Source organism: Chryseobacterium gambrini, from assembly GCF_027920505.1.
GTDB classification, from domain to species: domain Bacteria; phylum Bacteroidota; class Bacteroidia; order Flavobacteriales; family Weeksellaceae; genus Chryseobacterium; species Chryseobacterium gambrini.
In genome coordinates, this window is the sequence record NZ_CP115857.1 from 129,009 (window position 1) to 152,060 (window position 23,052).

Below are 23,052 nucleotides of genomic sequence, written 5' to 3' on the forward strand. Positions count from 1 at the left end.
AATTAAAAGCTAAAACGATGATCGAACAGAATACACTAGTCAAAGAAAAACAGTTGCTTGAGAATTATTGCAGAATCAGAGCGCGGTCTGTGGAAATATGCGAACCGCTTGAAACAGAAGATTTTGTAGTTCAGCCTGTTGTAGATGTAAGTCCGCCAAAATGGCATTTAGGACATACCACATGGTTTTTTGAGACCTTTATTTTGATCCCGAATCTTGATGGTTATGAGGTGTTTAATCCCCAATATAATTTCGTTTTCAACAGTTATTACGAAACCATTGGGGCAAGAGTAATCCGGACAGACAGAGGAAACTTAAGCCGGCCTTCGGTTGCAGATATTTTTCAGTATCGGAAATATGTCGATGAACAGATGGAAATTTTTCTTTTAAACAACGACTTATCCGATGATCTTCAAAAACTGTTTGAATTAGGTTTAAACCACGAACAGCAGCATCAGGAATTATTATTAACCGATATCAAATATATTCTCGGTCACAATCCTTTATTTCCCGCTTACAACGAAAATTTTCCGTTAGAAAAATCAGAACCTGAGAATCTTGAAATGCTTTCTTTTAAGGAAGGAATTTATGAAATAGGATTTGAAGGAGAAGGATTTTGTTTTGATAACGAACTGAACAGACATAAAGTATATCTCAATGATTTCCAAATATCAAACCGATTGGTAACCAATTCAGAATATCTGGAATTTATGAATGACGGAGGATATGAAAATTTCAGACATTGGCATGCGGAAGGTTGGGAATGGGTGAAAGAAAATCATGCAAAAGCTCCTTTATACTGGCATTTTATTGAGGGTAAATGGATGCAGTACACGTTGAACGGTCTGAAAGAAATCACTCCCGACGAAGCCGTTTGTCACATCAACTTTTTTGAAGCATCGGCTTTTGCCTCTTGGAAAGGAATGCGTTTACCTACCGAAGCGGAATGGGAAGTCGCTTCCGGAAAATTTGACTGGGGAAAACGCTGGGAATGGACAGGAAGTGCTTATCTTCCGTATCCCGGCTTTGCAAAAGAAGAAGGAGCAGTAGGAGAGTATAACGGAAAATTTATGGTCAATCAAACGGTATTAAGAGGCGCTTCATTAGCAACACCAAAAGGACACAGCCGGAAAACATACAGAAATTTCTTTCCCACATCACTGCAATGGCAGTTTACGGGAATCCGACTGGCTAAATAATTCCCATTGATGATTACGGTAGAATCTGTTTCTAAAAGTTTTAAAAATCGTCCCGCAGTGGACGATATTTCCTTTGCTGTCCATGAAAAGGAACTTCTGGTATTGCTGGGAACAAGCGGCTGCGGAAAAACAACAACTTTAAAAATGATCAACCGGCTTATTGAATCAGATTCGGGAAGAATTTTAATCGATGGTAAAAATATCAAGGATCATAACGTTGAGCAACTGAGAATGGGAATCGGTTATGTCATGCAGAATTCAGGGCTTTTTCCCCATTATACGGTTGCAGAAAATATCGCCGTCGTTCCGAAACTTCAAGAATGGAACTCAAAGCAGATTAAAGACAGAACGGAGGAGCTTATTCAGAAATTACATTTATCTGATGATGTTTTAAACAGATTTCCCCATGAATTAAGCGGCGGACAACAGCAGCGCGTCGGAATAGCCAGAGCTTTAATCGCCAATACTCCGGTCTTACTGATGGACGAACCTTTCGGAGCATTGGATAATATGACGAAATCCGAGATTCATAATGAGTTTAAAACGCTGGACGAGTTTAAAAATAAAACCATCATTCTGGTAACCCACGATGTATCTGAAGCTTTCGAATTGGGACACAGAATATGCCTCATGGATAAAGGAAAAATAATACAGATTGGAACTCCGAAAGAAATGATTTACCGTCCTGCGAATGATTTTGTGAAAAATTTCTTTGCCAATAACCGTTTAACATTAGAATATCAAATCACGAAAATTTCAGATCTCCAATTTAAAAATGTTTCTGAAAAAAGATTTGATGAAGATCAGAATATTTGGAATGTTTTGCAGGATCTCAGTACAAATTCCGGAGATGCTGAACTTTACAACACAATTACGGCTTCTTTTAATGAATTCCGACAAAAACAGTTGACCTGATGCAGCAAAGTTTATGGCAGTTTCTTGTTGAGCAGCAACACAAAATCTATATTCAGGTGATCCAGCATTTGGGATTAACCTTTATAGCCCTGTTGTTGGCAATTGCTGTCGGTTTGCCGTTGGGAATTCTCATCAGCCGGAAAAAGAAATTAGCCACTCCGGTTTTAACGGTTGCCGGAATTTTACAGACCATTCCAAGCATTGCCTTGCTCGGTTTTATGATTCCCGTTTTCGGAATCGGGCCGCAACCCGCCATTGTCGCACTGTTAATTTACGCTTTATTACCCATCATCCGAAATACATATACAGGAATTTCGGGAGTAAATGACAATATCATTGAAGCGGCAAAATCTTTGGGAATGACAAAAAGCCAATTACTTCTGAAAGTAGAATTACCTTTAGCAATGCTTATTATCGTTGCCGGAATAAGAACTGCCGCAGTAATCAACGTTGGAGTCGCAACATTGGCTTCTTTTGTTGCAGCGGGAGGTTTGGGAGAATTTATCTTTGGCGGAATTTCCCTGAACAATTCCAATATGATTCTTGCAGGAGCAATTCCGGCAGCTTTACTGGCGGTTATTGTAGATCAGATAATTGCTTTTATTCAGAAATCAGAATACCGTACAATCAGAAAAATGATATGGATTATTCCTTTACTGCTGATTGTTGCAGGAGGAATTTATTTTTGGAATAAAAACTCATCAACCCAATTAAAAGCAGGTTTTACCCCTGAATTTATGGGAAGAAAAGATGGAGATATCGGCTTAAAAAAGATTTATCAGCTGGATGTCAATCCTTCGGTTGTTAATGACGCTCTCATGTACAAAGCTCTGTATGAAGGCAAACTAGACCTTATCAGTGGATATTCTACCGATGGAAGAATAAAAGCATACGATCTTTTGGTTCTGAATGATGATAAAAAAATATTTCCGCCTTACTTCGCAGCTCCTATTATTAAAGAAAAAACGTTGCAGAAATATCCTGATCTCGAAAAAACGCTCAATCTTCTTTCAGGAAAAATTAATGATTCCGTGATGACCGAACTGAACTATCAGACAGATTATCTTCATCAGGTTCCTGAAAAAGTAGCAAAAGAATTTTTAATCAGGAATAATTTGTACAAAGCACCTCAAGAAGCAGGAAATCAAACCGTCCGGATCGGATCAAAAATTTTTGGAGAACAATATATTCTTGCCGAAATCTACCGAATGCTTATCGAAGGAAACACAAACTATAAAGTTGAAACCAAAACAGGATTAGGCGGAACAAAAATCTGTTTTGATGCTTTAATGAATGATGCTGTGGATTTTTACCCGGAATATACAGGTACCGGATTGCTGGTTCTGCTCACTCCGGATCATAAAACGATTGAGAATGTTACCAAAAATTCAGATCTTACCTATCAGTTTGTACAAAATGAATTCATCAAAAAATACAAGATCCGTTGGCTGAAACCGATTGGATTTAACAATGCGTATGCGCTCGTTATGCGAAGAAAACAGGCAAATCAGCTAAAAATAAAATCTATAACAGATTTAAAAAACATGGAGACCGGGAAATAATTTCCGCTGTACTAATTTTAAATTTAACCACAAAAGATACAAAGGACTTTATTGGATTTATTTAAAGTATTTCAAAAGTCTGCAAAGAGAAAAAATATTTGATTTTTTTAACTTATATACTCTTTTTTCAATTAAGTATTAAACTTAAGAAACTAAAGTGTTTAAATCTTTTGTGGTAAAAAAGTGTAAACAAATTTAATGATAAAGATTGTAAAACAAAACGCAAAAGACATTACTGATGAAATACTGACTTTCAATACCTCAAATTTTCATGAGATGTGTGATTTTCTCGCGAATTGTGATCAGGATTTAAAATCAATTATCGAAAATCATGGTTATCCTCCGATGTGGAACCGAGAAAATACTTTTGAAACCCTTGTTCATATCATTCTGGAACAGCAGGTTTCTCTCGCTTCAGCCTTAGCCGCATTACATAAACTGAAAGAAAAAATTACAGAAATCACTCCTGAAAAAATTCTTAGTCTTACGGATGCTGAAATGAGAGAATGCTATGTAAGCCGACAGAAAAATACATATATCAAAAGTCTGGCAAATTCAATTCTGGAAGGAAAAATCAATCTTGAGAAATTTCAGGAAATGTCTGATGAAAAAATTCGAGAAACATTAATCAGGCTGAAAGGCATCGGAAACTGGACGATCGACATTTATCTTATGCTTGCTCTGCAACGAACCGATATTTTTCCTATCGGAGATCTTGCCGTAGTAAATGCTTTAAAAAAAATTAGAGAATTGCCTCCGAAAATATCCAGAGAAGAAATCATAACAATCAGTGAAGAGTGGAAACCGCTCAGATCTGTTGCTACAATGATACTTTGGCACTATTACTTATCAGATTCAGCCAGTAAAAAATGATGGTTTTTTTATAAATTCAATTTTCATTTTGTCAGTTTACAGAATTGTTATATCTTTGCACCTAATGAATAACACAGTATTTATATCATTAGAATTACCGGGCGTAGACGCCCTTTACGATATTTATTTATTTTAAGCGAAGATATTTTCTTCGCTTTTTTTTTGTAAAAAATTTAAAGACAATATGTTTACGATTACAGAACTAAGCAACGAGAGAATCAACAGTATAGTAACAGAAGCATTGGCTTTTGCGAACGGGAAAACTGCCAAAATTGAAGGAGAAGTTTTCTGTTCCAATCTTTTCTTCGAAGACAGTACAAGAACGAAAACAAGTTTTGATATTGCTGAAAGAAAATTAGGATTGCAGGTCGTTCCTTTCGATGCTTCCCACAGTTCCGTAAACAAAGGAGAGAGTCTTTATGATACGGTTAAAACCATCGAAAGTCTGGGCGTAAATCTTGTCGTAATCAGAGATAAGAAAGACCGGTATTTCGATGAACTGAAAAATATAAAAATTCCGGTGATCAACGGAGGAGACGGAACAGGAAACCACCCTTCACAATGTATGCTGGATTTAATGACGATCTATCAGGAATTCGGAAAATTTGAAGGATTAAAAGTAGGAATCGTTGGAGACGTAAAACACAGCAGAGTTGCCAACTCCAATGCAGAAGCATTAAGAAGGTTAGGCGCAAAAGTATATTTCTCAGGACCGGAACAGTGGTTTGATGAAGGAGCCTTAATCAACGGAACTTATCTGAATATTGATGAAATGATTCATGATGTAGATGTTCTGATGTTATTAAGAATCCAGCACGAAAGACACGATGCTAAAATGAGTTTCTCCGCTTCAGAATATCACAAAAAATATGGCTTAACCAAAGAAAGGGAAAAAGCCATGAAAAAAGAAGCCATCATCATGCATCCTGCACCCATTAACAGAGGAGTGGAAATTGATGATGATTTGGTAGAATGCGAACGCTCAAGAGTTTTCAAACAAATGCAGAACGGTGTTTTCGCAAGAATGGCAATCTTAAAAGAAGCCTTAGAAAAACAAGGTTATACTTTTAAATAAGAACCAAGGTAAAAATAAAAAGAGCCAAGCTAAAAGTAAAAAGAATCAAGTAGTAAGCCGACCCGAAAGGGTCAAACAACAATAGCCGTGGGTAAAACCCATGGAAAAGAAAAAAAGATGATGACCAAGCCCTGAAAGGGCGATCTGTTAATAGCCGTGGGTAAAACCCATGGAAACAAGAAAAAGAAGATAATCAAAGCCCTGAAAGGGCGATCTGTTAATAGCCATGGGTAAAACCCTTGGAAACAAAAAAGATAAAGATTATCCAAGCCTCGTAGAGGCGACCTGTTAATAAAAAAGAAAATCTAAATAAAGAAAATGAAGAAAAAGTTAATACTGGAGTCCGGTGAAGTGTTTCACGGAGAAGGTTTCGGAGCAGAATTGGAAACTGCGGGAGAGGTGGTTTTCAATACCGGAATGACAGGGTATCAGGAATTGATCTCTGATCCGTCTTATTGCGGTCAGATTGTTTGCATGACCTATCCGCTTATCGGAAACTATGGAATTAATAGAGATGACTATGAGAGTATTGAACCGGCAATCAAAGGGCTTATTGTAAAAGAACTTTGTGATCTGCCATCCAATTTCCGTACTCAGATTACTTTAGATGAATTATTTAAAAAGAAAAACCTTTCAGGAATTTCAGGAATCGATACCAGAAGACTGACAAGAATTCTTCGTAACCACGGAGTGGTGAAAGGAAAAATCGTAAACGCTGATGCCGATGAAAGCACAGTAGTTTCAGAATTAAAATCAACCAGCTTCCCAACAAATCAGGTACAGCAGGTTTCCACAAAAACACCTTACGCAAATCCGGGAAGAGGCTTAAAAGTAGTGTTGGTAGATTTTGGTTCCAAATTAGGAATTATCAGAGAATTATCCCAAAGAAACTGCGATATCACAGTCGTTTCTCAGGATGTAACCGCAGAAGAAATCTTACTGATGAATCCGGACGGAGTTATGTTATCCAACGGTCCCGGTGATCCTGAAGATAACCAACAGGCTTTAGAAATGATCAGAGGAATTTTAGGAAAAGTTCCGATCTTCGGAATCTGTTTAGGACACCAGTTAATTGGTCTGGCTTGTGGCGCAAAAACGTTCAAGTTGAAATTCGGACACAGAGGTGGAAACCACCCGGTATTGGATTTAGAGAAAAACAAAGTAGCGATCACTTCTCAGAATCACGGTTACGCAGTAGATCAGGAAAGTTTAAAAAATACAGACTTAATAGAAACACACATCGCACTGAACGACAGAACAAACGAAGGTCTGAAACATAAAATTCACCCTTGTTTCTCCGTTCAGTATCACCCTGAAGCAAGCCCAGGTCCTGAAGATGCAAATTATTTGTTCGATGAATTCATCCAGCTAATGGAGGATTTTAAAAATAAATAAAACATTTAGTTTGTCATTCTGAGTGAAGCGAAAGCGGAATGAAGAATCTCAATAATTAAAACAGATTCCTGAGAATGACAATGTGTAAAAATTAAATCTAAATAAACATTGCTAAAAGTCTAACTTCTGGCAACTCAATCTAAAAAGAAAAATGGCAAAACGTACAGACATAAAAACAATTTTAGTAATCGGTTCAGGTCCCATCATTATTGGTCAGGCGGCGGAATTTGATTACGCAGGAACGCAGGCTTGCTTATCTTTAAAAGAAGAAGGCTACAAAGTAATTTTGATTAATTCAAACCCTGCAACCATTATGACGGATGTTGAAATCGCAGATAAAGTATACATCGAGCCGATTTCACTTCAGTTTGTAAGTCACATCATCAGAAAAGAACGTCCCGATGCGCTTTTACCAACGCTTGGAGGACAAACCGGACTGAATATGGCGGTAGAATTGGAAAAATCAGGAATTTTGGAAGAATGCAAAGTTGAGGTGTTGGGAACAAAACTTTCAGCCATCAACAGAGCGGAAGACAGAGACCTTTTCCGTGAACTGATGAGAGAATTGAACGAACCCGTTCCGGAATCTGACATCGTAAACACAGTAGAAGGAGCATTAAATTTTGCCGACAGAATCGGGTATCCTGTAATTGTTCGTCCTGCCTTCACCATGGGTGGAACAGGAGGAGGTATCGCTTCCAATGAAACTGAACTGAAAGAAATTGCTGAATTAGGATTGAAGCACAGTCCCGTAACACAATGTCTGATTGAAAAATCAATCGCAGGTTTCAAAGAAATAGAATACGAAGTAATGCGTGATGCAAACGACAACGCCATTGTGGTTTGTAACATGGAAAATATAGATCCGGTTGGAGTTCACACAGGAGATTCAATCGTTGTGGCGCCTTCTCAGACGCTTTCAGACAGAGAATACCAGTTGTTGAGAAATGCTTCACTGAAAATCATCAGAGCATTAGGAATCGAAGGAGGATGTAACGTACAGTTGGCTTTAGATCCGCATTCATTCGATTATTATATCATCGAAGTAAACCCAAGAGTTTCGAGATCATCCGCTTTAGCATCAAAAGCAACAGGTTATCCAATTGCAAAGATCGCAGCGAAAATTGCGGTAGGATTAACGCTGGATGAAATCATGAATCCGGTAACAGGAAAAACATATGCTTGTTTCGAGCCTGCTTTGGATTATGTAGTCACTAAATTCCCAAGATTCCCTTTCGATAAATTCGAAACAGCAGACAGAAGATTATCAACCCAGATGAAAGCTACGGGTGAAGTAATGGCAATCGGAAGAAATTTCGAAGAATCTTTACAGAAAGCCATCCGTTCTCTGGAAACCGGAATTAAACATATTGGTTTAAAAACTAAGCAGGCAGCAGCTTTAACGGCTGAAGAAATTGAAAGAAGAATCAGAGTTTGTGATGACGAAAGATTATTCATCATCGGAGATGCTTTAAGAAGAGGGTACGACTGGGAGCAGATCGTAGAATGGAGCAAAATTGATAAATTCTTCATCTGGAAAATCAAAAAACTGATTGATTTCGAAAAGACAATCGCAGAAAATAAATTCAGCAAAGAAATTTTACTGGAAGCCAAAAAACTAGGTTTTGCAGATGTAAATATTTCAGTTCTCTGGAACGTAACAGAGCGTGAAGTGTTCAATTTCAGAAAAGAAAACGGAGTAATGCCGGTATACAAAATGGTAGATACCTGCGCGGCGGAATTCGAATCTGAAACACCCTATTTCTACGGAACGTACGAAGAAGAAAACGAATCTGTAGTTTCAGATAAAGAAAAAATCATCGTTCTTGGTTCAGGGCCTATCAGAATCGGACAGGGTGTTGAGTTTGATTACGCAACGGTGCATTCAGTTTGGGCCATCAAAGAAATGGGTTACGAAGCGATTATCATCAACAATAATCCTGAAACCGTTTCTACAGACTTCTCGATTTCAGATAAACTATACTTCGAGCCTTTAACGGAAGAAGATGTAATGAACATCATCGAACTGGAAAAACCAAAAGGAGTGGTTGTACAGTTCGGAGGACAGACAGCCATCAATTTGGCAGATAAATTAGCCGCTCACGGAGTTCAGATTCTGGGAACTTCCCTGGAAGATCTGGACAGAGCGGAAAACAGAGACAAGTTCGAAAAAGCGCTTCAGGAAATGCAGATTCCGCAGCCTTTAGGAAAAACATCGGTTTCAAAAGAAGAAGCGATAAAAATTGCCAACGAAATCGGTTATCCGGTGTTGGTTCGTCCGAGCTACGTTTTAGGAGGAAGAGCCATGGAAATCGTGTACACGGAAACAGAACTGGCGCACTACATGGAAAATGCAGTGGAAGCAAGCCCTGAACATCCTGTTTTGGTCGACAAATACATGGTAGGAAAAGAAGTGGAAATCGATGCGATCTGCGATGGTGAAACGGTAATCATTCCGGGAATTATGGAGCACATCGAAAGAGCAGGAGTTCACTCCGGAGACTCGATTGCAGTGTATCCTCCACAGAATATTTCACCAAGCGAAATCGAAACTTTAGTTGATTACACCAAAAGATTAGCGAAAGGATTAAATGTGATCGGATTAATGAACATCCAGTATGTACTTTTCGAAGGAAACGTGTATGTGATCGAAGTAAACCCAAGATCATCGAGAACCGTTCCTTTCTTATCTAAAATTACCGATGTTCCGATGGCAAATCTGGCTACAAAAGCAATTTTAGGACAGAAACTGAAAGATTTAGGCTACGAAAGCGGATTAGTTCCCAATAAAGAAGGGGTTTTCGTAAAAGTTCCTGTATTCTCTTTCTCAAAATTAACAAAAGTAGATATCTCTCTAGGACCTGAAATGAAGTCTACGGGAGAAGTAATGGGGAAAGATACAACACTGGAAAAAGCATTATACAAAGGATTGGTTGCGGCAGGAAGAAAAGTTCCGATGCACGGTTCAATTTTGTTCACGGTTGCAGATAAACACAAACAGGAAGCGGCTGATCTGGCAGCAAGATTCCATGAAGTTGGTTTCAGAATCTGGGCAACGGAAGGAACGGCAAAATTCTTTGAAGAAAAAGGAATTCCATGCAAAATCGGATATAAAATCGGGGAGGAGAGTGTCAACCTGATTGACCTGATCCAGAAAGGAAAAGTACAGTATGTTGTGAATACGATGACGAAAGGAAAACAGTCGGAAAGAGACGGTTTCCAGATCAGAAGAATGAGCGTAGAAAACGGTGTTCCTTGTTTAACATCCATGGATACAGTAGAAGCCATCCTGAAAGTAATCGAAAGCATGAGTTTCAAAATGGAGACGATGTAATTTTTAGATTATTAACGGATGATATAAATCAAACCTCACAGGTTTTTAAAACCTGTGAGGTTTTTTGTTTTAATAAAATGTTTAAATTAGATTTTTATAGCATAATCTAATACTATGTGTGAGAATAAAAAATATATAACTTTTTGTACCTGTAACGAACAAGAATTAAAGAGTATTCTAAACTTAGAAATAGAATCGTTTAAAATATTTGACAATAAAGAAGAATATAATAAGCAGATTTATTATTGGAAATTAGAAAAAACTGTCCGGAAATTAACATTTGAAGAAAAGCGTAGAATTATGGGGCAGATTATTAGACCTTCAGAAAAACTTGATCAAGACCTTACCGCTGAATTTGTTATGGAAGCTCTGAATAATAATGCTGAATTTGATTTTGACTACAATCCCGAAGATGGAGATGAATTGCTTATCGGTGTAAGTTATAAATATCCTCAGGTTGGAAATCATTACAGACCTCTTCTGCCACAGCCTATGACATTTGTTTATGAAAACAAAGAATGGTATTTTGGTTACATTGATCATTTTAGCTATAAACAAGTAGAACTCAAAAAAGGTAATATTACATTACGCAAAAGTATATGAGGAAAAGACTAATGTGATGTCTGAATTTTGAAAACTTTGTGATATATATATATGTAAAAACTTTTTTTTCAATTTTTAGTTCAAATTTCATCAAAAAAATTAGGTAGTTCGCTAATCATTTTCTATAATCACAAAATGGTATGTTTAAAAAATTAATAACGTCAATTTTAAAGAATAGCAGTGAAAATAAAAATTTAGATAAAGCTTCCGATTCACTTGTTTTGGAAAATATTAATGAATTTTTTGCTGAATATCCGATAAAAGATGTTCAATGTAAGCACAATATTTTAATAGATTATGAAAAGATTTTTGAGGTCTATGACGGTAAATTTGGATATTTAAGCTATCTGCAATTTAAATCTTCAGATGATTCAGAAATTTTTTTAGGCTCTTATCCGATGAACGGCGCCGATTTGTGGAAATGTAAAAAATGTGGAAAGCTCAAATTCTTTTATACCGAAACAGGCGGTCATTTTCCTCAGACTTTATCTGTTGATGTGGATTTTAATAAAAAATATCTATCAGAACCCTTTGCAAAATCAGTCTCCATAAAAGCCGAAAAATTGAGTGATTTTATCACTACATTTGGTTTTTCCGAATTGCAAAATCCTGAAAAAATAGAAAAATTTAACGGAATTAAAGTTATTGATAAATCAAACAGCTATATTTTTGGTTATCATGAATTTAACGGAAACATAGCTTTTAATGCGATTGCAGATAAAACTACTTTGAGAAAAATATATGATTTTGAAAATTCATAAAAACACAAAACGATGTCAACACAAAATTTCTCTTACACCTTCACCACTTTAAAATCCACAGAAGAAATCTTCAGTACTTTAATCAATCCCCGAGACTGGTGGATTGGTCTGCATAATGAAATCATTACCGGAAAATCTGAAAATAGGAATGATGAATTTATTTTTGATGCCGGAGATGGAGTTCATCACACCGTGCAACGACTTATAGAAGTAAGTCCTTACGAGAAAATTGTTTGGGAAGTGATCGAAAGCAAACTCACATTCGTAAACAAAATGGACGAATGGACCGGAACAAAAATTTGTTTTGAGATTTTCAAAGAAGCCGATAAAACAAAAATTGTTTTCACGCATGAAGGCTTGATCCCGCAATTTGAATGTTTTGGCGGTTGTTCCGGTGCATGGTCACAATATTTGGAAAAGTTGGAGAAAGATTTGAATCAATAAATTTAAGATTGTGAAAAAGTATTTTTTATCAGCTCTATTTTTTATTTCTGTTTTGATTTCTAATGTGTATTTCGGACAAAACCACATCAGCAATTCATCATCTGTTATCAAAGAAAATCTCGATTATCCGTTTGGAACTTTAGTAAAATTAAAAGTAGAAATCGTAGACGGAACAGATCTTAAATTGAAAGCTATGGAAGGACGTTATCTCATTAATATTATAGAAGTTAATGATATTCCTGTCGATAAGCCCTTTATAATGGAATTTATTGATGATTCCGGCGAATTTCCAACGGAAGATTTTAGTTTGTATAAAAAACTTTATAAAATAGAAGCTGAACATGACTTTTCTTTAGATGATATAAAGAAAATGCAGAAAGATTACGTAGGGAAAACTTTCATTGTTTTGGCTTATGAAACAGGAAAATTCGTGGGAATTCCAAATGAAAGTGATTATGTGCGTAAAAAAGTAAATTTACCACGTTTAATGAGACAGGATGTGAGTTTTCAATTTAAAAATTATATAGTGATAGATTCTAAATTGAAATATTAATTCATTTTATAATAAGCTTTCTTAAAATATTTACTAGGTTTAAAATAAACTTTATTCCTTTCCGCATCAAAAATCCAGTTGAACCTCCTCAATAAATCTGCTCCGAAATAGCTGGATTTCTGAATTTTAAGCTCGCCTGCGAAAAATCCTGCCGAAACATCCTTTAAAACAAAATTTCCCACTTTCAGAACAGGCAAAATTCCGTTTTTGGTGATAACGCTTTGTCCGGCTGAGTTTTTCAATGTTTTTTCGCCGGTTACTTTTAACTTTTTGTCGAGTTCTTTGCCATCTGTAAATTCATTGCTGTAAAGAATCCCACCGGAATACCCGGATTGAAGGAGAAAATAGGCTTCTACATTTTGCTTTTCAATGATACTGTTCGCAGGAATAAAAAGCTGTTCATTTTTTAAAAGTAATGGAACTGACTGATATCCATTTAAATCCGGCATTTTATCATATACTACAAATCTGCTGTTATCGTAATCGATCTTAAAAATTTTTCCTTTAAAAATCCCAGTTCCGATTTTTCCGTCTGCTTCATGACCGGTCAGTTCATTATCGAAAAATCTAATATTTTCATATTTCTTTTTGCCGATTTTTATCGTATTTCCGTCGCTTATTTCATCTTTAAAAATAATATGATCTGCATTTCTTTTCCGGTCCGGAGAAATGGACGCATCTTCCATAGCAATCTGAAACATCAGATCCAGAGAATCTTTGTCATTTACTAAAGTTTTAACAATGATGTTGTTATGCTTTGTAATTCTGAACGGAATGATTTCCTGAGCCTGAATGGTTGATAAAAAAGATAATAATAAAAGCGATGAAATTATTTTGAACATCTGATTCTAATTTTACATAAAAATAAAATTAGTTTTTATTTGAGCCAAAAGAATTGAGGAGAAAAGAAATTTTATATCTTTAAAACCTGAAAATTAATAACTCTGAAACCAAATGACGAAACATCAGAAAAGAGTAGCCGAAGTCTATCATTTTTTCGACAATAAAGATACTGTTTTAGGATTTAGAAAATTACTGGACTGTGCGATGGATACTCAGAATATGGAGATCTACAAAGAAGCAGTCGCATTAACTGACTGGAAAGAACAGTTTCCTTCGTACACGGAGGAACTCATCGAAAAATCAAAAAATCTTCTTCAGAAAATAGAAAAAATTCCGGTAAAAGAACAATCGCTGGAAAAATCTGTACTGAGAGCCAGAAATATTTTAAAATCCTACGGAAGCAACCGCTTTTCGCTGGGTCCTGTTTCTGTGGAAATGAATAAAGGACAGGTTTACGGTTTGGTAGGCGAAAACGGAAACGGAAAAACAACTTTACTCAGAATTCTGGCAAAAGAAATTTCCCACAATGAAGGAGAGCTGAATTATTCTTTCAATGAAGAGCCTAAAAATGAATACGATCTCCGTACAAAACTTGTTTACATTCCGCAGAGAACTGCAAAATGGTACGGAAGTTTAAAGGACAACCTGAAATTTGTATTGGCAAATTACGGCGTGAAACCGGAAGAAAACGAAACACGAACTTTAATGATGATTGCCCGTCTCGGACTTTGGAATTACAAACATCTGAAGTGGAGTGAGCTTTCTTCCGGCTACAAAATGCGTTTTGAATTAGCCAGAACACTGCTAAGAAAACCGGAAATTTTATTACTGGATGAACCTCTTGCCAATCTGGATGTTTTGGCGCAGCAGGTTATTCTGGAAGATTTAAAATCGATTGCAAATTCGGTTAACAATCCTATTGCATTGATTTTGAGTTCACAGCAGCTTTACGAAGTAGAGAAAATATCAGACAAAGTTATTTTCCTGAAAAACGGACAGTACAAAGATAATTCTGAGTTGGTAAATGAAGAAAACGACGGACTGATTATCGAAATTGATACCACAAATTCCAGAGAAGATTTATTAAAAGCATTTGAAGGTTTCCCTCTTGAAAAACTGAATTTCAACGGAGGAGTGTATGTTGCTCATTTTTCAACAGATACAGAGTTCCATACCGTGATGTCCGCGCTCGGAAATGCCAGAATGAATGTGGTGTACATCCGTAATATTTCTTCCTCAACCAGAAGGTTTTTCGTAAGCTAATTTTCTCAAATTCAACAAAAAATGCAAAAAATAAATCAATTTAACCAATATCTGCTCGAAAAATATCCAACGGTATGGAATACCAGAATTGTATGGATGCTCTTGGCGAGCGCAGTTCTTCATGTTTTCTTTTTTATCATAGGCTATATTTCTCACGCAGATCCGGTCTCTTTACAGAAAATAAATGTAAAAGATGATTATTTCCGTGAAGGGATGATTTTTATCCACCTCATTATTTCCGTTCTCATGATGGTGGGATGGCTGATTATGATGTTTAAAAATAACGCATTCAAAAACTTTTATCCTTCTTCAAAAGGGAAATTGTTCCTGCAGTTTGTTCAGTACTTCATTATTATTTTTGCAGGTACTACTTTTTATTTTTCTTATATGACGGGTTTTAAATTGTTTATCAAAAACAAATATCCCGATCAGGAAATGACTGAAAATATTAATGTTATTAATAAAGCCAATGCTTTTCTTTCTCAGGATCTTGAGCATTATACTTTGGATAACAGAACTTTTCCAAAGTTTTACGATCTGTATTGCGAGACCGACATCAATAAAATAGACCGGAATCAGAAATATTTTGTGTACTATAACAGAGTTTATCAGTTCTATAACTTATATTCAAAAACCGTTTATAAAAAAGATAAATACGGAGATTTCCTTTTCCCATCAGGTGAAACCGAAAAGAATCTGGCGTATGAAGAAAATAAAAAAGGTTCTAAAACATACTATTTCAAGAAAGATGTAGTGGATATGTCACCTTACATCAATACCACGGATTTAACGTATTATAATTTTTCTGATGTATTTTATAGTGATGATTATTCAGGAAAGGATTATTTGAGGATGCAATATTCCGGTGAAGAACCTTATGACGGATATAATCAGACGATTAAAGAATCTTATAAAAAGAAGAGATTCGAAATCAACAGATTTACAACGGATCTGCTGAACAAAAAAAATCCTGCTGAAATTGAAAAGCTGCTGAAAAGTTTTCTTGATATTTCGAAGAAATTCGGAATCAAGAATAACCTAGATTCAAAAAGCTGGGTGAAAATGATCTATCATCCCAATGATTTCAACGTAAGGTATTTTATTAAAAAATACAAACCTCTTCCGGATGAAGAATATGATGTAAATAATGCGCCAATGGACGAAGACGGAAATTATGTATACACTAAAACTGTTACAGATTCTGCGGCTGCAGTGGTTGACGGTGAAGTGGTAAATGATTCCGTTCAGATCAGAGACTTTAATCCGGATATTGATAATCAGCTTTCTCCGGCGGAATATTTTAAGAATAACACGACCGATTACTATTATTATTCAGACAACCTTCAGAATCTTCTGAATAATGTGGATCTTATAAAATCTACAGATTTCTTTTCAGAAAATATTCATATTTATATCTGGATCGCATTTTTCCTTGCTACCATTATTTTCAGCTTCAGAATAACAGGGCTTAAATCTCTTCTTTTCAGTGTGATTAGTACAGGCGTTTTATTTTTGGCAGTTGTTCTGGTAACAGTGTTATTTTCTGCTTCGAGCGGAAGAAATGGAATTGAATTTTTTGTTTCCTATTTTGTTTTTTTCATAGGACTGGCTATTTTACTCCTTCCGATTGTGATGATGAAAAGCCTTAAAAAACTTATCGCTTCAATCCTTATCAATATCTCTTTGAATGGTTTTGTACTTTTTGTATTGCTGATCTTTTTTATCATTAATATCCATCAGGAAGAAAGCTGTGAACAGATCAATATCATGTCTTATGACTGTCCGACAATTATCAAAACATTAGGATTCAATCTCAGCTATATTATTTTAGCCTGCGGATTCATCTTTATGTATCTGTATACTTCCGTTCTGCATAAATGGAAAGCAATGCCGAATTAATTTTCATTAACGATTGAAACTTATCTAAACTTTTGATTATTCTGAAAATAGCTCTATAAAATATCTTTAGTTTCTTTTATGGTTAAATTTAAAACCGGTTGAAACAATAAAAAGCCTATTTAAGCAAAGAGTTGAAAAAGCTTTTTTAACAAATTTTATCATGGCAGAAAATGATTTTTATATTCAATTTCGTAATTTTAGGCAAAATTTAAAAAAGTGAAAAAGTTATTATTTGCGATTTGTATATCAGCTTCAGTTTTCAGTTTTGCGCAGGATTATTCTGTACCGGCAGCAAGTCCGCGCCAGAAAGTAGAGCAGCAGTTTTCAATGTCTAAAATCACGATCGATTACGGAAGACCGGGTGTGAAAGGACGTAAAATTTTCGGAGAACTTGTTCCTTACGGACAGGTTTGGAGAGCGGGAGCCAACTCATCCACTAAAATTACCTTCGGACAGTCTGTGAACTTCGGCGGAAAAATTGTTCCTGCCGGAACATACGGATTATTCATCGTTCCGACAGAAAAAGAATGGAAAGTAATTTTAAACAAAGATTTCCAGCAATGGGGAGCCTATACATATGATGCAAAACAGGACGTTGTAGACGTTACCGTTCCGGTTAATAAATTAGCAGATAAGCAGGAATGGTTCGAAATTACTCTGAATCCTACCGGCGAAAACTCAGCCAACCTTGTGTTAAAGTGGGATATGTCTCAGGCGGAAGTCGCTTTAAAACCTTCAAGTCCGGAAGCCGTAAGTAAAATTGCAGACAAGTTGAAGGAAATCAAAAAGATAGAATCTGACGCGGCAAAAACAAAAGGCTAAACATGAACTTTTCTATTCAGACTGTTTTAGAAAACGAAAAATATCAGTTAATCCCCTTGCAACAAGGGGATTTTGAGGCTTTATATGAAGTGGCTTCCGATCCTAAAGTCTGGGAGCAGCATCCCAATAAACACCGCTACAAAAGAGAAGTTTTCGAAAATTTTTTCAGAGGAGCAATAGAAAGCAAAGGCGCCTTTAAAATTATTGAGAAAGAAACAAGAGCAGTTTTAGGAAGCAGTCGTTTTTATGATTATGATGAAGAGACAAGCCGTATTTTTATCGGCTACACATTTTACGGAACAAAATCGTGGGGGAAAGGAATCAATCCGCAGATTAAAAAATTAATGCTCGATTACATTTTTCAGTTTGTAGATACCGTTCATTTTCATATCGGGAAAGAAAATTACCGTTCCCAGATTGCTTTGGAAAGACTGGGCGGAAAGAAAATCGCAGAGCAGGAAGTCGCGTATTTCGGAGAACCGACGAGAACTAACTTTGTATACGAAATTAAAAAGGAGAACCATTTTTAAAACTTGTTTAAGCTAATTTCAGAATAAACCGCAAAAGGGACAAAAGATAATGTTAAAGTGAATTTCCATAATAATCAAAGCGCTCAAAAGAATAAAAATCAAAGATTTTTAAAACTTAGGTGCACTTTTTTTCTATTTAACTATTAAACTAAACTTAAGAAACTAAAGTGTTTAAATTTTTTGCTTCTTTTGCGGTAAAAAAGTTTAAACAAGTTTGATTTCACATATGGAGTTTGTTTAAATTTTTTTAATAAAAATATTCTTGTTGGAAAATGCAAAGACGCAAGATTTTTATCAATCTCAAATCTTTAAGGCGCAAGAAAATCAAAGATTTTCATAAGGATTGATGCTTAATTTTATCGCAGATAAAATCTTTGCGATGGTTATAGCTATTAAGTTTAAACAAATTTATAGTTTAACAATTCAGATCTTATTGATCTGCGTGAGTTTTTATAAGTGAAACGGCTTTGTGAAACTAAAAAGCGATCACTAGTAAAAAACTTTGTTTACTTATTGTTCAAAAAAATAAAAAAATAAATAAAATGAAGAAATATAAAATTCAGCAATCGCCATTCGTTGTTCCTACCACAGACGGAAAACTAATCGAAGAACACTGGGGAAATTCCACAGGAAATTCCAATATTTCCATTGCACACATGGTTGCACCGCCCAACTGGAGCGAGCCGCATCAGACTCCCGAATTTGATGAATTCACCTTAATTATTTCAGGAAAAAAACAATTTGAAATTGACGGCGAAATTGTTGTCTTAGAAAAAGGACAAAGTATTTTAATTGAAAAAGGTGCAAGAGTTAGGTACAGCAACCCATTTTCCGAAGAATGTGAATACGTTGCGATCTGCCTTCCTGCTTTTTCTATGGATCTTGTAAACAGAGAAGAATAAAGTATGGCGCTACAAATTTGTCCTAAATGTAAAGAAAATTCCTTTACGTGGTTTATCAACGGAAAGTCTCATGTAACGGTTTGGAGCTGTTTCAATTGTGATTATGAAGCAAAGGAAAACGAAAGTGAGGAATGCATCTGCGAAAATTGTGGAAAGAAAACAAAAACAAAACTTAAAGATAAAGAAACCGAATATTTCTGGTGTTCTGACTGTAACACGACAAGCGAACTATAAAGAAAACGACCTCTAAAATTGGAGGTCGTTTTTTATGGAAATTATAATATTATTTCAGAAGTTCTTTCAAAAACATCAGCGTGTGATTCCACGCTCTTTTTGCCATCACTTCGTTGTAATCCGGCGATTTCGGATCGGTAAAAGTATGTTTGGAATGTGCATACGTGATGATTTGCCAGTCCGCATTTCCATCATTCATTTCCTTCACCAGATTATTGTAATCTTCCGGACTTACCCCTCTGTCATCGGCAGGATTTTCCACCAGAATTTTTGTCGAGATCGGTCCGTTTTTTCTTGCCTGATCTTTTCCGATGCTTCCGTGGATAGAAACAACGCCCACCACAGGAAGATTTCCCCTCGCTGATTCCAAAGCTCCGGTTCCTCCGAAACAATAGCCGATAACCGCAATTTTTTCAGGAATTGCACCGTTTTTTTTCAGTTCTTCCAGCGCAAGCGAAATCCTTTTCTGGTACGCTTCATAATTTTTTTTGTAATATCCCGAATTTTTCGCAGCCGTATCCATATTCGTAGGAATATTTCCCTCCCCATAAATATCTGCAATAAAAGCAACGTAGCCTTGTTTTTCAAGTTCGGCAGCCGCTGTTTTCGCTTCATCATCAATTCCTTTCCACGCAGGAAGAATCAGAACTCCGGGAAGTTTTTTCCCCGCATTAGAAGTTACCAATCCATTAAGTTTCTGCGCGCCGTCCTGATAAGCGACAGGTTTCAGATTCTGACTAAAAAAAGTCACCGAAGTCATTAAAAACGAAGACAATAAAAGTGAACGTATCATATTTTGTAATTTAATTTTTTTTTAGGAGCTGTTTCCCGCTTTCGCTACTCGCTTTTTCTGTATTTCGGCGGTGGCGGAGCCACCGCCGAAATACAGAAAAGAGCTCAGACACGCCGCTCAATCGGGGCTAAATATCGGTCTGCTTTATCAATACTGCAACAATACCATCAATACTTTTGCCAAATTCAACCAATTCTTATTAAGATTTAATCAATAAAAATTTTGAACTTCAGTTATTTATCCCAAAAGTTAAGATTTTCCTGTCCGGATCCTTTCATATTGACCAATCATCGTATTTTTAATTATTGAAAATAAATCCAGAGTTTAAATTACTAAAAATAACTCAGAACCAATAAAAATATAATATCATTTAATTTTTCACAACCAATTTAACCTCAATCAATCTAAGCCTCAGTCTCAATCTCACTTTCACTCCGGCTTATAAAAATGATACTGCTCATTCTCATAATACGCATGAATATGTTGCAAACCATTCGTCAGAACAATCTCTTTCGCTCCGATCACAGAATTATATCTTGCAGTCTGCTCAAAAGTCTTTTCGGTTAATTTAATTTGCGGAGCTTTGCATTCAATTAAAATTTTAGGCTGTGCTTTTTCAGTAATTAAAAGATCAACCCTCTTCGTTAAACCGTTTAAAACAATCTTTTTTTCAGTAATTAGTGCAGAAGCAGAGTAGGACTGTACCGTAAGATAATAATGGATCCAGTGTTGCCGTACCCACTCTTCAGGAGTCAGCAAAAGGTAAGTTTTACGAACCAAATCATAAATAAAAAACTTATCTTTGTCTTTCTTGAATTTAAAATCAAAAGTTTCCTGAAAATTCAGTTTTGGAAGTTCCATTTATAAGATGAAAGAATTAGATTTAATCCTCAAAAATATTAAAAATAAAGAAGTTTTACCGATTTATTTTTTTCACGGAGAAGAACCCTATTTTATAGATCTTGCTGTAAAAGCACTTGAGCACGACTTTCTGACGGAAGATGAAAAAGCATTCAACCAAACCGTAGTCTATGGCAAAGATACCACTTATCAGGAAGTTCTCTCTTTGGCGAGACAGTTTCCCATGATGGGAGACAAACAGGTAATCATTGTAAAAGAAGCACAGGATTTAAGACTCGCTGAAAGCGAAAGCAATGCTTTGGAAATGTACGTTCAGAATCCTGTTCCGTCCACCGTTCTGGTTTTTGCGCACAAACACAAAAAATTAGACAGCCGAAAGAAAGTCACCAAATCTTTAGAAAAAGCAAAAGCATTATTTTTAAGCGAATCAATCCGCGAAAATAATCTTCCCAAATGGATTGCAGACGAATGTGCCGCACTAAAAATAAAAACAGCTCCGAATATCTCACATCTTTTAGCGGAATATTTAGGAAACGACCTTTCAAGAATTGCCAATGAGCTGAATAAACTGAAAATTATCCTGAAAGAAGGTGAAATTTTAGACGGAACCATCATCGAAAACCACATCGGGATCAGCAAAGAATACAATGTTTTTGAATTACAGAAAGCTTTAGGAACAAAAAACGCCAACGCAGCATTTAAAATTGCACATTTTATGGGCAAAAACCCTAAAAACAATCCCTTTGTCATGATGTTGGCAAGTTTATACAATTACTTTTCCAATGTCATTATTTACAACACCATGATTGGTCAGCCGCCTCAGACAATTGCCGCACAAATGGGTGTAAATCCTTATTTTATAAAAGATTATGCAGAGTCGGCAAGATTATATCCTTTAAAACATGCAACCAGAGTCATTTCAATTTTAAGAGAATTCGATATGAAAGGAAAAGGATTGGGCGCAGTAAATATGAGCGAAGCCGAACTGATTAAAGAATTGGTTTACAAAATTATAAATGTCGATAAAATTAAAATGAAAGTATGATTTTGATAATTGTTGTTTGTTGATTGACCTTAATTTTACCATCAACGGACAACCAATGTCTAACAGCTACTATCGAAATTCAACATATTAGATATTGACAACTATCATTAAAATAACTTTAAATAAACAGTAAAAATTCCGAAATTAGCACTCGGAAATTTTAAATTTTTTTGAAAAGCAGAATATGGAGCAAAACATTTTAGATTGTGTGATCGTTGGATCTGGACCTTCTGGTTTCACAGCGGCAATTTATGCAGCAAGAGCAGACTTAAAACCTGAACTGTACACAGGTCTGGAGCCGGGCGGACAATTGACTACAACTACTGAAGTCGACAACTTTCCGGGATATCCGAACGGAATTACAGGTCCTGAAATGATGATGGATTTGCAGAAGCAGGCTGAAAGATTCGAAACAAAAGTACATTATGAAATGATTACTAAAGTTGAATTTTCAAAAGAAGTAGGAGGAGTTCATAAACTGTACGCAGGAAATAAAGAAATTTTTGCCAGAACTGTGATTATTTCTACCGGAGCTACTGCGAAATATTTAGGTCTTGATGACGAAAAAAAATATAACGGAGGAGGAGTTTCCGCGTGTGCTACATGTGACGGATTTTTCTACAGAGGAAAAGATGTTGTGGTGGTAGGAGCAGGAGATACCGCAGCGGAAGAAGCGACTTATCTTGCAAAGCTGGTGAACAAAGTAACAATGCTGGTAAGAAAAGATGAATTCAGAGCTTCCAAAGCAATGGTTCACAGAGTGAATAATACGCCCAATATTGAAGTGAAATTCCACCACGAGTTAATTGGAATTGAAGGAGAAAATAACCTTGTAGAAAGAGCAGTGGTCATCAATAATCAGACTCAGGAAAAATCTACAATTGATGTTCATGGAATCTTTATTGCCATAGGTCACAAACCGAATACAGATATTTTCGTGGGACAGATTGATCTGGATGAGAACGGATATATTGTAACAGAAAAAGGTTCTTCAAGAACAAATCTTCCGGGAGTTTTTGCAGCGGGAGATGTTCAGGATCACATCTACAGACAGGCGATTACAGCGGCGGGAAGCGGTTGTATGGCAGCCATGGATGCAGAGAAGTATCTTGCAGAATTGCATTAATCTTCAGATTAGATATTAAA

At 36.0% G+C, this 23,052-nt stretch carries 22 protein-coding genes; 19 read left to right on the forward strand and 3 right to left on the reverse strand.

The window, feature by feature from the left end:
* Positions 1 to 17 precede the first annotated feature (17 nt).
* From egtB to PFY09_RS00620, 11 genes are all read left to right on the forward strand, one after another.
* Positions 18 to 1,199, forward strand: coding sequence for an ergothioneine biosynthesis protein EgtB (egtB, locus tag PFY09_RS00570; protein ID WP_271161038.1), 1,182 nt, complete (start codon positions 18 to 20; stop codon positions 1,197 to 1,199).
* A 9-nt stretch (positions 1,200 to 1,208) separates the two neighbouring features.
* A complete protein-coding gene (locus PFY09_RS00575; protein ID WP_271161039.1) occupies positions 1,209 to 2,114 on the forward strand; it encodes an ABC transporter ATP-binding protein in 906 nt (301 codons plus the stop codon).
* The gene (locus tag PFY09_RS00580; RefSeq protein ID WP_271161040.1) at positions 2,114 to 3,676 is read left to right on the forward strand and encodes an ABC transporter permease/substrate-binding protein; all 1,563 of its coding nucleotides are present in this window, start codon (positions 2,114 to 2,116) and stop codon (positions 3,674 to 3,676) included. Before PFY09_RS00575 ends, PFY09_RS00580 begins: the two co-directional genes overlap by 1 nt.
* Positions 3,677 to 3,874: 198 nt before the next feature.
* Complete coding sequence (locus PFY09_RS00585) at positions 3,875 to 4,549, forward strand: DNA-3-methyladenine glycosylase family protein (RefSeq protein WP_271161041.1); 675 nt, start codon at positions 3,875 to 3,877, stop codon at positions 4,547 to 4,549.
* Between the two features lie 184 nt (positions 4,550 to 4,733).
* A complete protein-coding gene (locus PFY09_RS00590; RefSeq protein WP_087706447.1) occupies positions 4,734 to 5,624 on the forward strand; it encodes an aspartate carbamoyltransferase catalytic subunit in 891 nt (296 codons plus the stop codon).
* Between the two features lie 318 nt (positions 5,625 to 5,942).
* Entirely contained in the window at positions 5,943 to 7,019 is a 1,077-nt protein-coding gene (locus tag PFY09_RS00595; protein WP_268053815.1) for a carbamoyl phosphate synthase small subunit, read from the forward strand.
* A 151-nt stretch (positions 7,020 to 7,170) separates the two neighbouring features.
* A complete protein-coding gene (gene carB / locus PFY09_RS00600) occupies positions 7,171 to 10,353 on the forward strand; it encodes a carbamoyl-phosphate synthase large subunit (RefSeq protein WP_271161042.1) in 3,183 nt (1,060 codons plus the stop codon).
* A 114-nt stretch (positions 10,354 to 10,467) separates the two neighbouring features.
* Positions 10,468 to 10,956 (forward strand): hypothetical protein, encoded by a 489-nt coding sequence (locus tag PFY09_RS00605; protein WP_271161043.1) that lies wholly within the window; start codon positions 10,468 to 10,470, stop codon positions 10,954 to 10,956.
* Positions 10,957 to 11,096: 140 nt separating this feature from the next.
* Positions 11,097 to 11,717: a hypothetical protein gene (locus PFY09_RS00610; protein WP_271161044.1), complete on the forward strand. Its 621-nt coding sequence runs from the start codon at positions 11,097 to 11,099 to the stop codon at positions 11,715 to 11,717.
* A gap of 12 nt (positions 11,718 to 11,729) precedes the next feature.
* Positions 11,730 to 12,161: an SRPBCC family protein gene (locus PFY09_RS00615; RefSeq protein ID WP_271161045.1), complete on the forward strand. Its 432-nt coding sequence runs from the start codon at positions 11,730 to 11,732 to the stop codon at positions 12,159 to 12,161.
* 10 nt (positions 12,162 to 12,171) lie between these two features.
* Entirely contained in the window at positions 12,172 to 12,714 is a 543-nt protein-coding gene (locus PFY09_RS00620) for a hypothetical protein (protein ID WP_271161046.1), read from the forward strand.
* Here the strand turns inward: PFY09_RS00620 and PFY09_RS00625 are convergent.
* On the reverse strand, positions 12,711 to 13,556 hold the full coding sequence (locus PFY09_RS00625) for a hypothetical protein (protein ID WP_271161047.1): 846 nt from the start codon (positions 13,554 to 13,556) through the stop codon (positions 12,711 to 12,713). The genes PFY09_RS00620 and PFY09_RS00625 overlap by 4 nt on opposite strands.
* A gap of 112 nt (positions 13,557 to 13,668) precedes the next feature.
* Here PFY09_RS00625 and PFY09_RS00630 point away from each other — a divergent pair, with 112 nt between their 5' ends.
* From PFY09_RS00630 to PFY09_RS00655, 6 genes are all read left to right on the forward strand, one after another.
* Positions 13,669 to 14,820 (forward strand): ABC transporter ATP-binding protein, encoded by a 1,152-nt coding sequence (locus PFY09_RS00630; protein ID WP_271161048.1) that lies wholly within the window; start codon positions 13,669 to 13,671, stop codon positions 14,818 to 14,820.
* A 21-nt stretch (positions 14,821 to 14,841) separates the two neighbouring features.
* Positions 14,842 to 16,719 carry a hypothetical protein gene (locus PFY09_RS00635; RefSeq protein WP_271161049.1) on the forward strand — a complete coding sequence of 626 codons (1,878 nt, stop codon included), beginning with the start codon at positions 14,842 to 14,844 and terminating at the stop codon, positions 16,717 to 16,719.
* Between the two features lie 216 nt (positions 16,720 to 16,935).
* On the forward strand, positions 16,936 to 17,541 hold the full coding sequence (locus PFY09_RS00640; protein WP_087706462.1) for a DUF2911 domain-containing protein: 606 nt from the start codon (positions 16,936 to 16,938) through the stop codon (positions 17,539 to 17,541).
* A 2-nt stretch (positions 17,542 to 17,543) separates the two neighbouring features.
* Entirely contained in the window at positions 17,544 to 18,071 is a 528-nt protein-coding gene (locus tag PFY09_RS00645) for a GNAT family N-acetyltransferase (protein WP_271161050.1), read from the forward strand.
* A gap of 542 nt (positions 18,072 to 18,613) precedes the next feature.
* Positions 18,614 to 18,973: a cupin domain-containing protein gene (locus PFY09_RS00650; protein WP_076393650.1), complete on the forward strand. Its 360-nt coding sequence runs from the start codon at positions 18,614 to 18,616 to the stop codon at positions 18,971 to 18,973.
* Positions 18,974 to 18,976: 3 nt separating this feature from the next.
* Positions 18,977 to 19,207: a hypothetical protein gene (locus PFY09_RS00655; protein ID WP_116100007.1), complete on the forward strand. Its 231-nt coding sequence runs from the start codon at positions 18,977 to 18,979 to the stop codon at positions 19,205 to 19,207.
* 49 nt (positions 19,208 to 19,256) lie between these two features.
* On the opposite strand, the gene PFY09_RS00660 is transcribed toward PFY09_RS00655, so the two are convergent.
* Entirely contained in the window at positions 19,257 to 20,000 is a 744-nt protein-coding gene (locus tag PFY09_RS00660; protein WP_271161051.1) for a dienelactone hydrolase family protein, read from the reverse strand.
* A gap of 429 nt (positions 20,001 to 20,429) precedes the next feature.
* The gene (locus PFY09_RS00665) at positions 20,430 to 20,861 is read right to left on the reverse strand and encodes a type I restriction enzyme HsdR N-terminal domain-containing protein (RefSeq protein ID WP_271161052.1); all 432 of its coding nucleotides are present in this window, start codon (positions 20,859 to 20,861) and stop codon (positions 20,430 to 20,432) included.
* Between the two features lie 7 nt (positions 20,862 to 20,868).
* On the opposite strand from PFY09_RS00665, the gene holA reads away from it, so the two are divergent.
* Together holA and trxB are read left to right on the forward strand one after the other, a co-directional pair.
* Positions 20,869 to 21,906 carry a DNA polymerase III subunit delta gene (holA, locus tag PFY09_RS00670; RefSeq protein WP_076393658.1) on the forward strand — a complete coding sequence of 346 codons (1,038 nt, stop codon included), beginning with the start codon at positions 20,869 to 20,871 and terminating at the stop codon, positions 21,904 to 21,906.
* Positions 21,907 to 22,090: 184 nt separating this feature from the next.
* Positions 22,091 to 23,032 (forward strand): thioredoxin-disulfide reductase, encoded by a 942-nt coding sequence (gene trxB, locus PFY09_RS00675; protein ID WP_076393660.1) that lies wholly within the window; start codon positions 22,091 to 22,093, stop codon positions 23,030 to 23,032.
* Positions 23,033 to 23,052: the final 20 nt, after the last annotated feature.

Excerpts from the sequence above, each read along its gene's own strand:
- egtB (WP_271161038.1), top strand. The coding sequence starts at position 18 with ATGATCGAACAGAATACACTAGTCAAAGAAAAACAGTTGCTTGAGAAT.
- PFY09_RS00575 (WP_271161039.1), top strand. The coding sequence starts at position 1,209 with ATGATTACGGTAGAATCTGTTTCTAAAAGTTTTAAAAATCGTCCCGCA.
- PFY09_RS00580 (WP_271161040.1), top strand. The coding sequence starts at position 2,114 with ATGCAGCAAAGTTTATGGCAGTTTCTTGTTGAGCAGCAACACAAAATC.
- PFY09_RS00585 (WP_271161041.1), top strand. The coding sequence starts at position 3,875 with ATGATAAAGATTGTAAAACAAAACGCAAAAGACATTACTGATGAAATA.
- PFY09_RS00590 (WP_087706447.1), top strand. The coding sequence starts at position 4,734 with ATGTTTACGATTACAGAACTAAGCAACGAGAGAATCAACAGTATAGTA.
- PFY09_RS00595 (WP_268053815.1), top strand. The coding sequence starts at position 5,943 with ATGAAGAAAAAGTTAATACTGGAGTCCGGTGAAGTGTTTCACGGAGAA.
- carB (WP_271161042.1), top strand. The coding sequence starts at position 7,171 with ATGGCAAAACGTACAGACATAAAAACAATTTTAGTAATCGGTTCAGGT.
- PFY09_RS00605 (WP_271161043.1), top strand. The coding sequence starts at position 10,468 with ATGTGTGAGAATAAAAAATATATAACTTTTTGTACCTGTAACGAACAA.
- PFY09_RS00610 (WP_271161044.1), top strand. The coding sequence starts at position 11,097 with ATGTTTAAAAAATTAATAACGTCAATTTTAAAGAATAGCAGTGAAAAT.
- PFY09_RS00615 (WP_271161045.1), top strand. The coding sequence starts at position 11,730 with ATGTCAACACAAAATTTCTCTTACACCTTCACCACTTTAAAATCCACA.
- PFY09_RS00625 (WP_271161047.1), bottom strand. The coding sequence starts at position 13,556 with ATGTTCAAAATAATTTCATCGCTTTTATTATTATCTTTTTTATCAACC.
- PFY09_RS00630 (WP_271161048.1), top strand. The coding sequence starts at position 13,669 with ATGACGAAACATCAGAAAAGAGTAGCCGAAGTCTATCATTTTTTCGAC.
- PFY09_RS00635 (WP_271161049.1), top strand. The coding sequence starts at position 14,842 with ATGCAAAAAATAAATCAATTTAACCAATATCTGCTCGAAAAATATCCA.
- PFY09_RS00645 (WP_271161050.1), top strand. The coding sequence starts at position 17,544 with ATGAACTTTTCTATTCAGACTGTTTTAGAAAACGAAAAATATCAGTTA.
- PFY09_RS00650 (WP_076393650.1), top strand. The coding sequence starts at position 18,614 with ATGAAGAAATATAAAATTCAGCAATCGCCATTCGTTGTTCCTACCACA.
- PFY09_RS00655 (WP_116100007.1), top strand. The coding sequence starts at position 18,977 with ATGGCGCTACAAATTTGTCCTAAATGTAAAGAAAATTCCTTTACGTGG.
- PFY09_RS00660 (WP_271161051.1), bottom strand. The coding sequence starts at position 20,000 with ATGATACGTTCACTTTTATTGTCTTCGTTTTTAATGACTTCGGTGACT.
- PFY09_RS00665 (WP_271161052.1), bottom strand. The coding sequence starts at position 20,861 with ATGGAACTTCCAAAACTGAATTTTCAGGAAACTTTTGATTTTAAATTC.
- holA (WP_076393658.1), top strand. The coding sequence starts at position 20,869 with ATGAAAGAATTAGATTTAATCCTCAAAAATATTAAAAATAAAGAAGTT.
- trxB (WP_076393660.1), top strand. The coding sequence starts at position 22,091 with ATGGAGCAAAACATTTTAGATTGTGTGATCGTTGGATCTGGACCTTCT.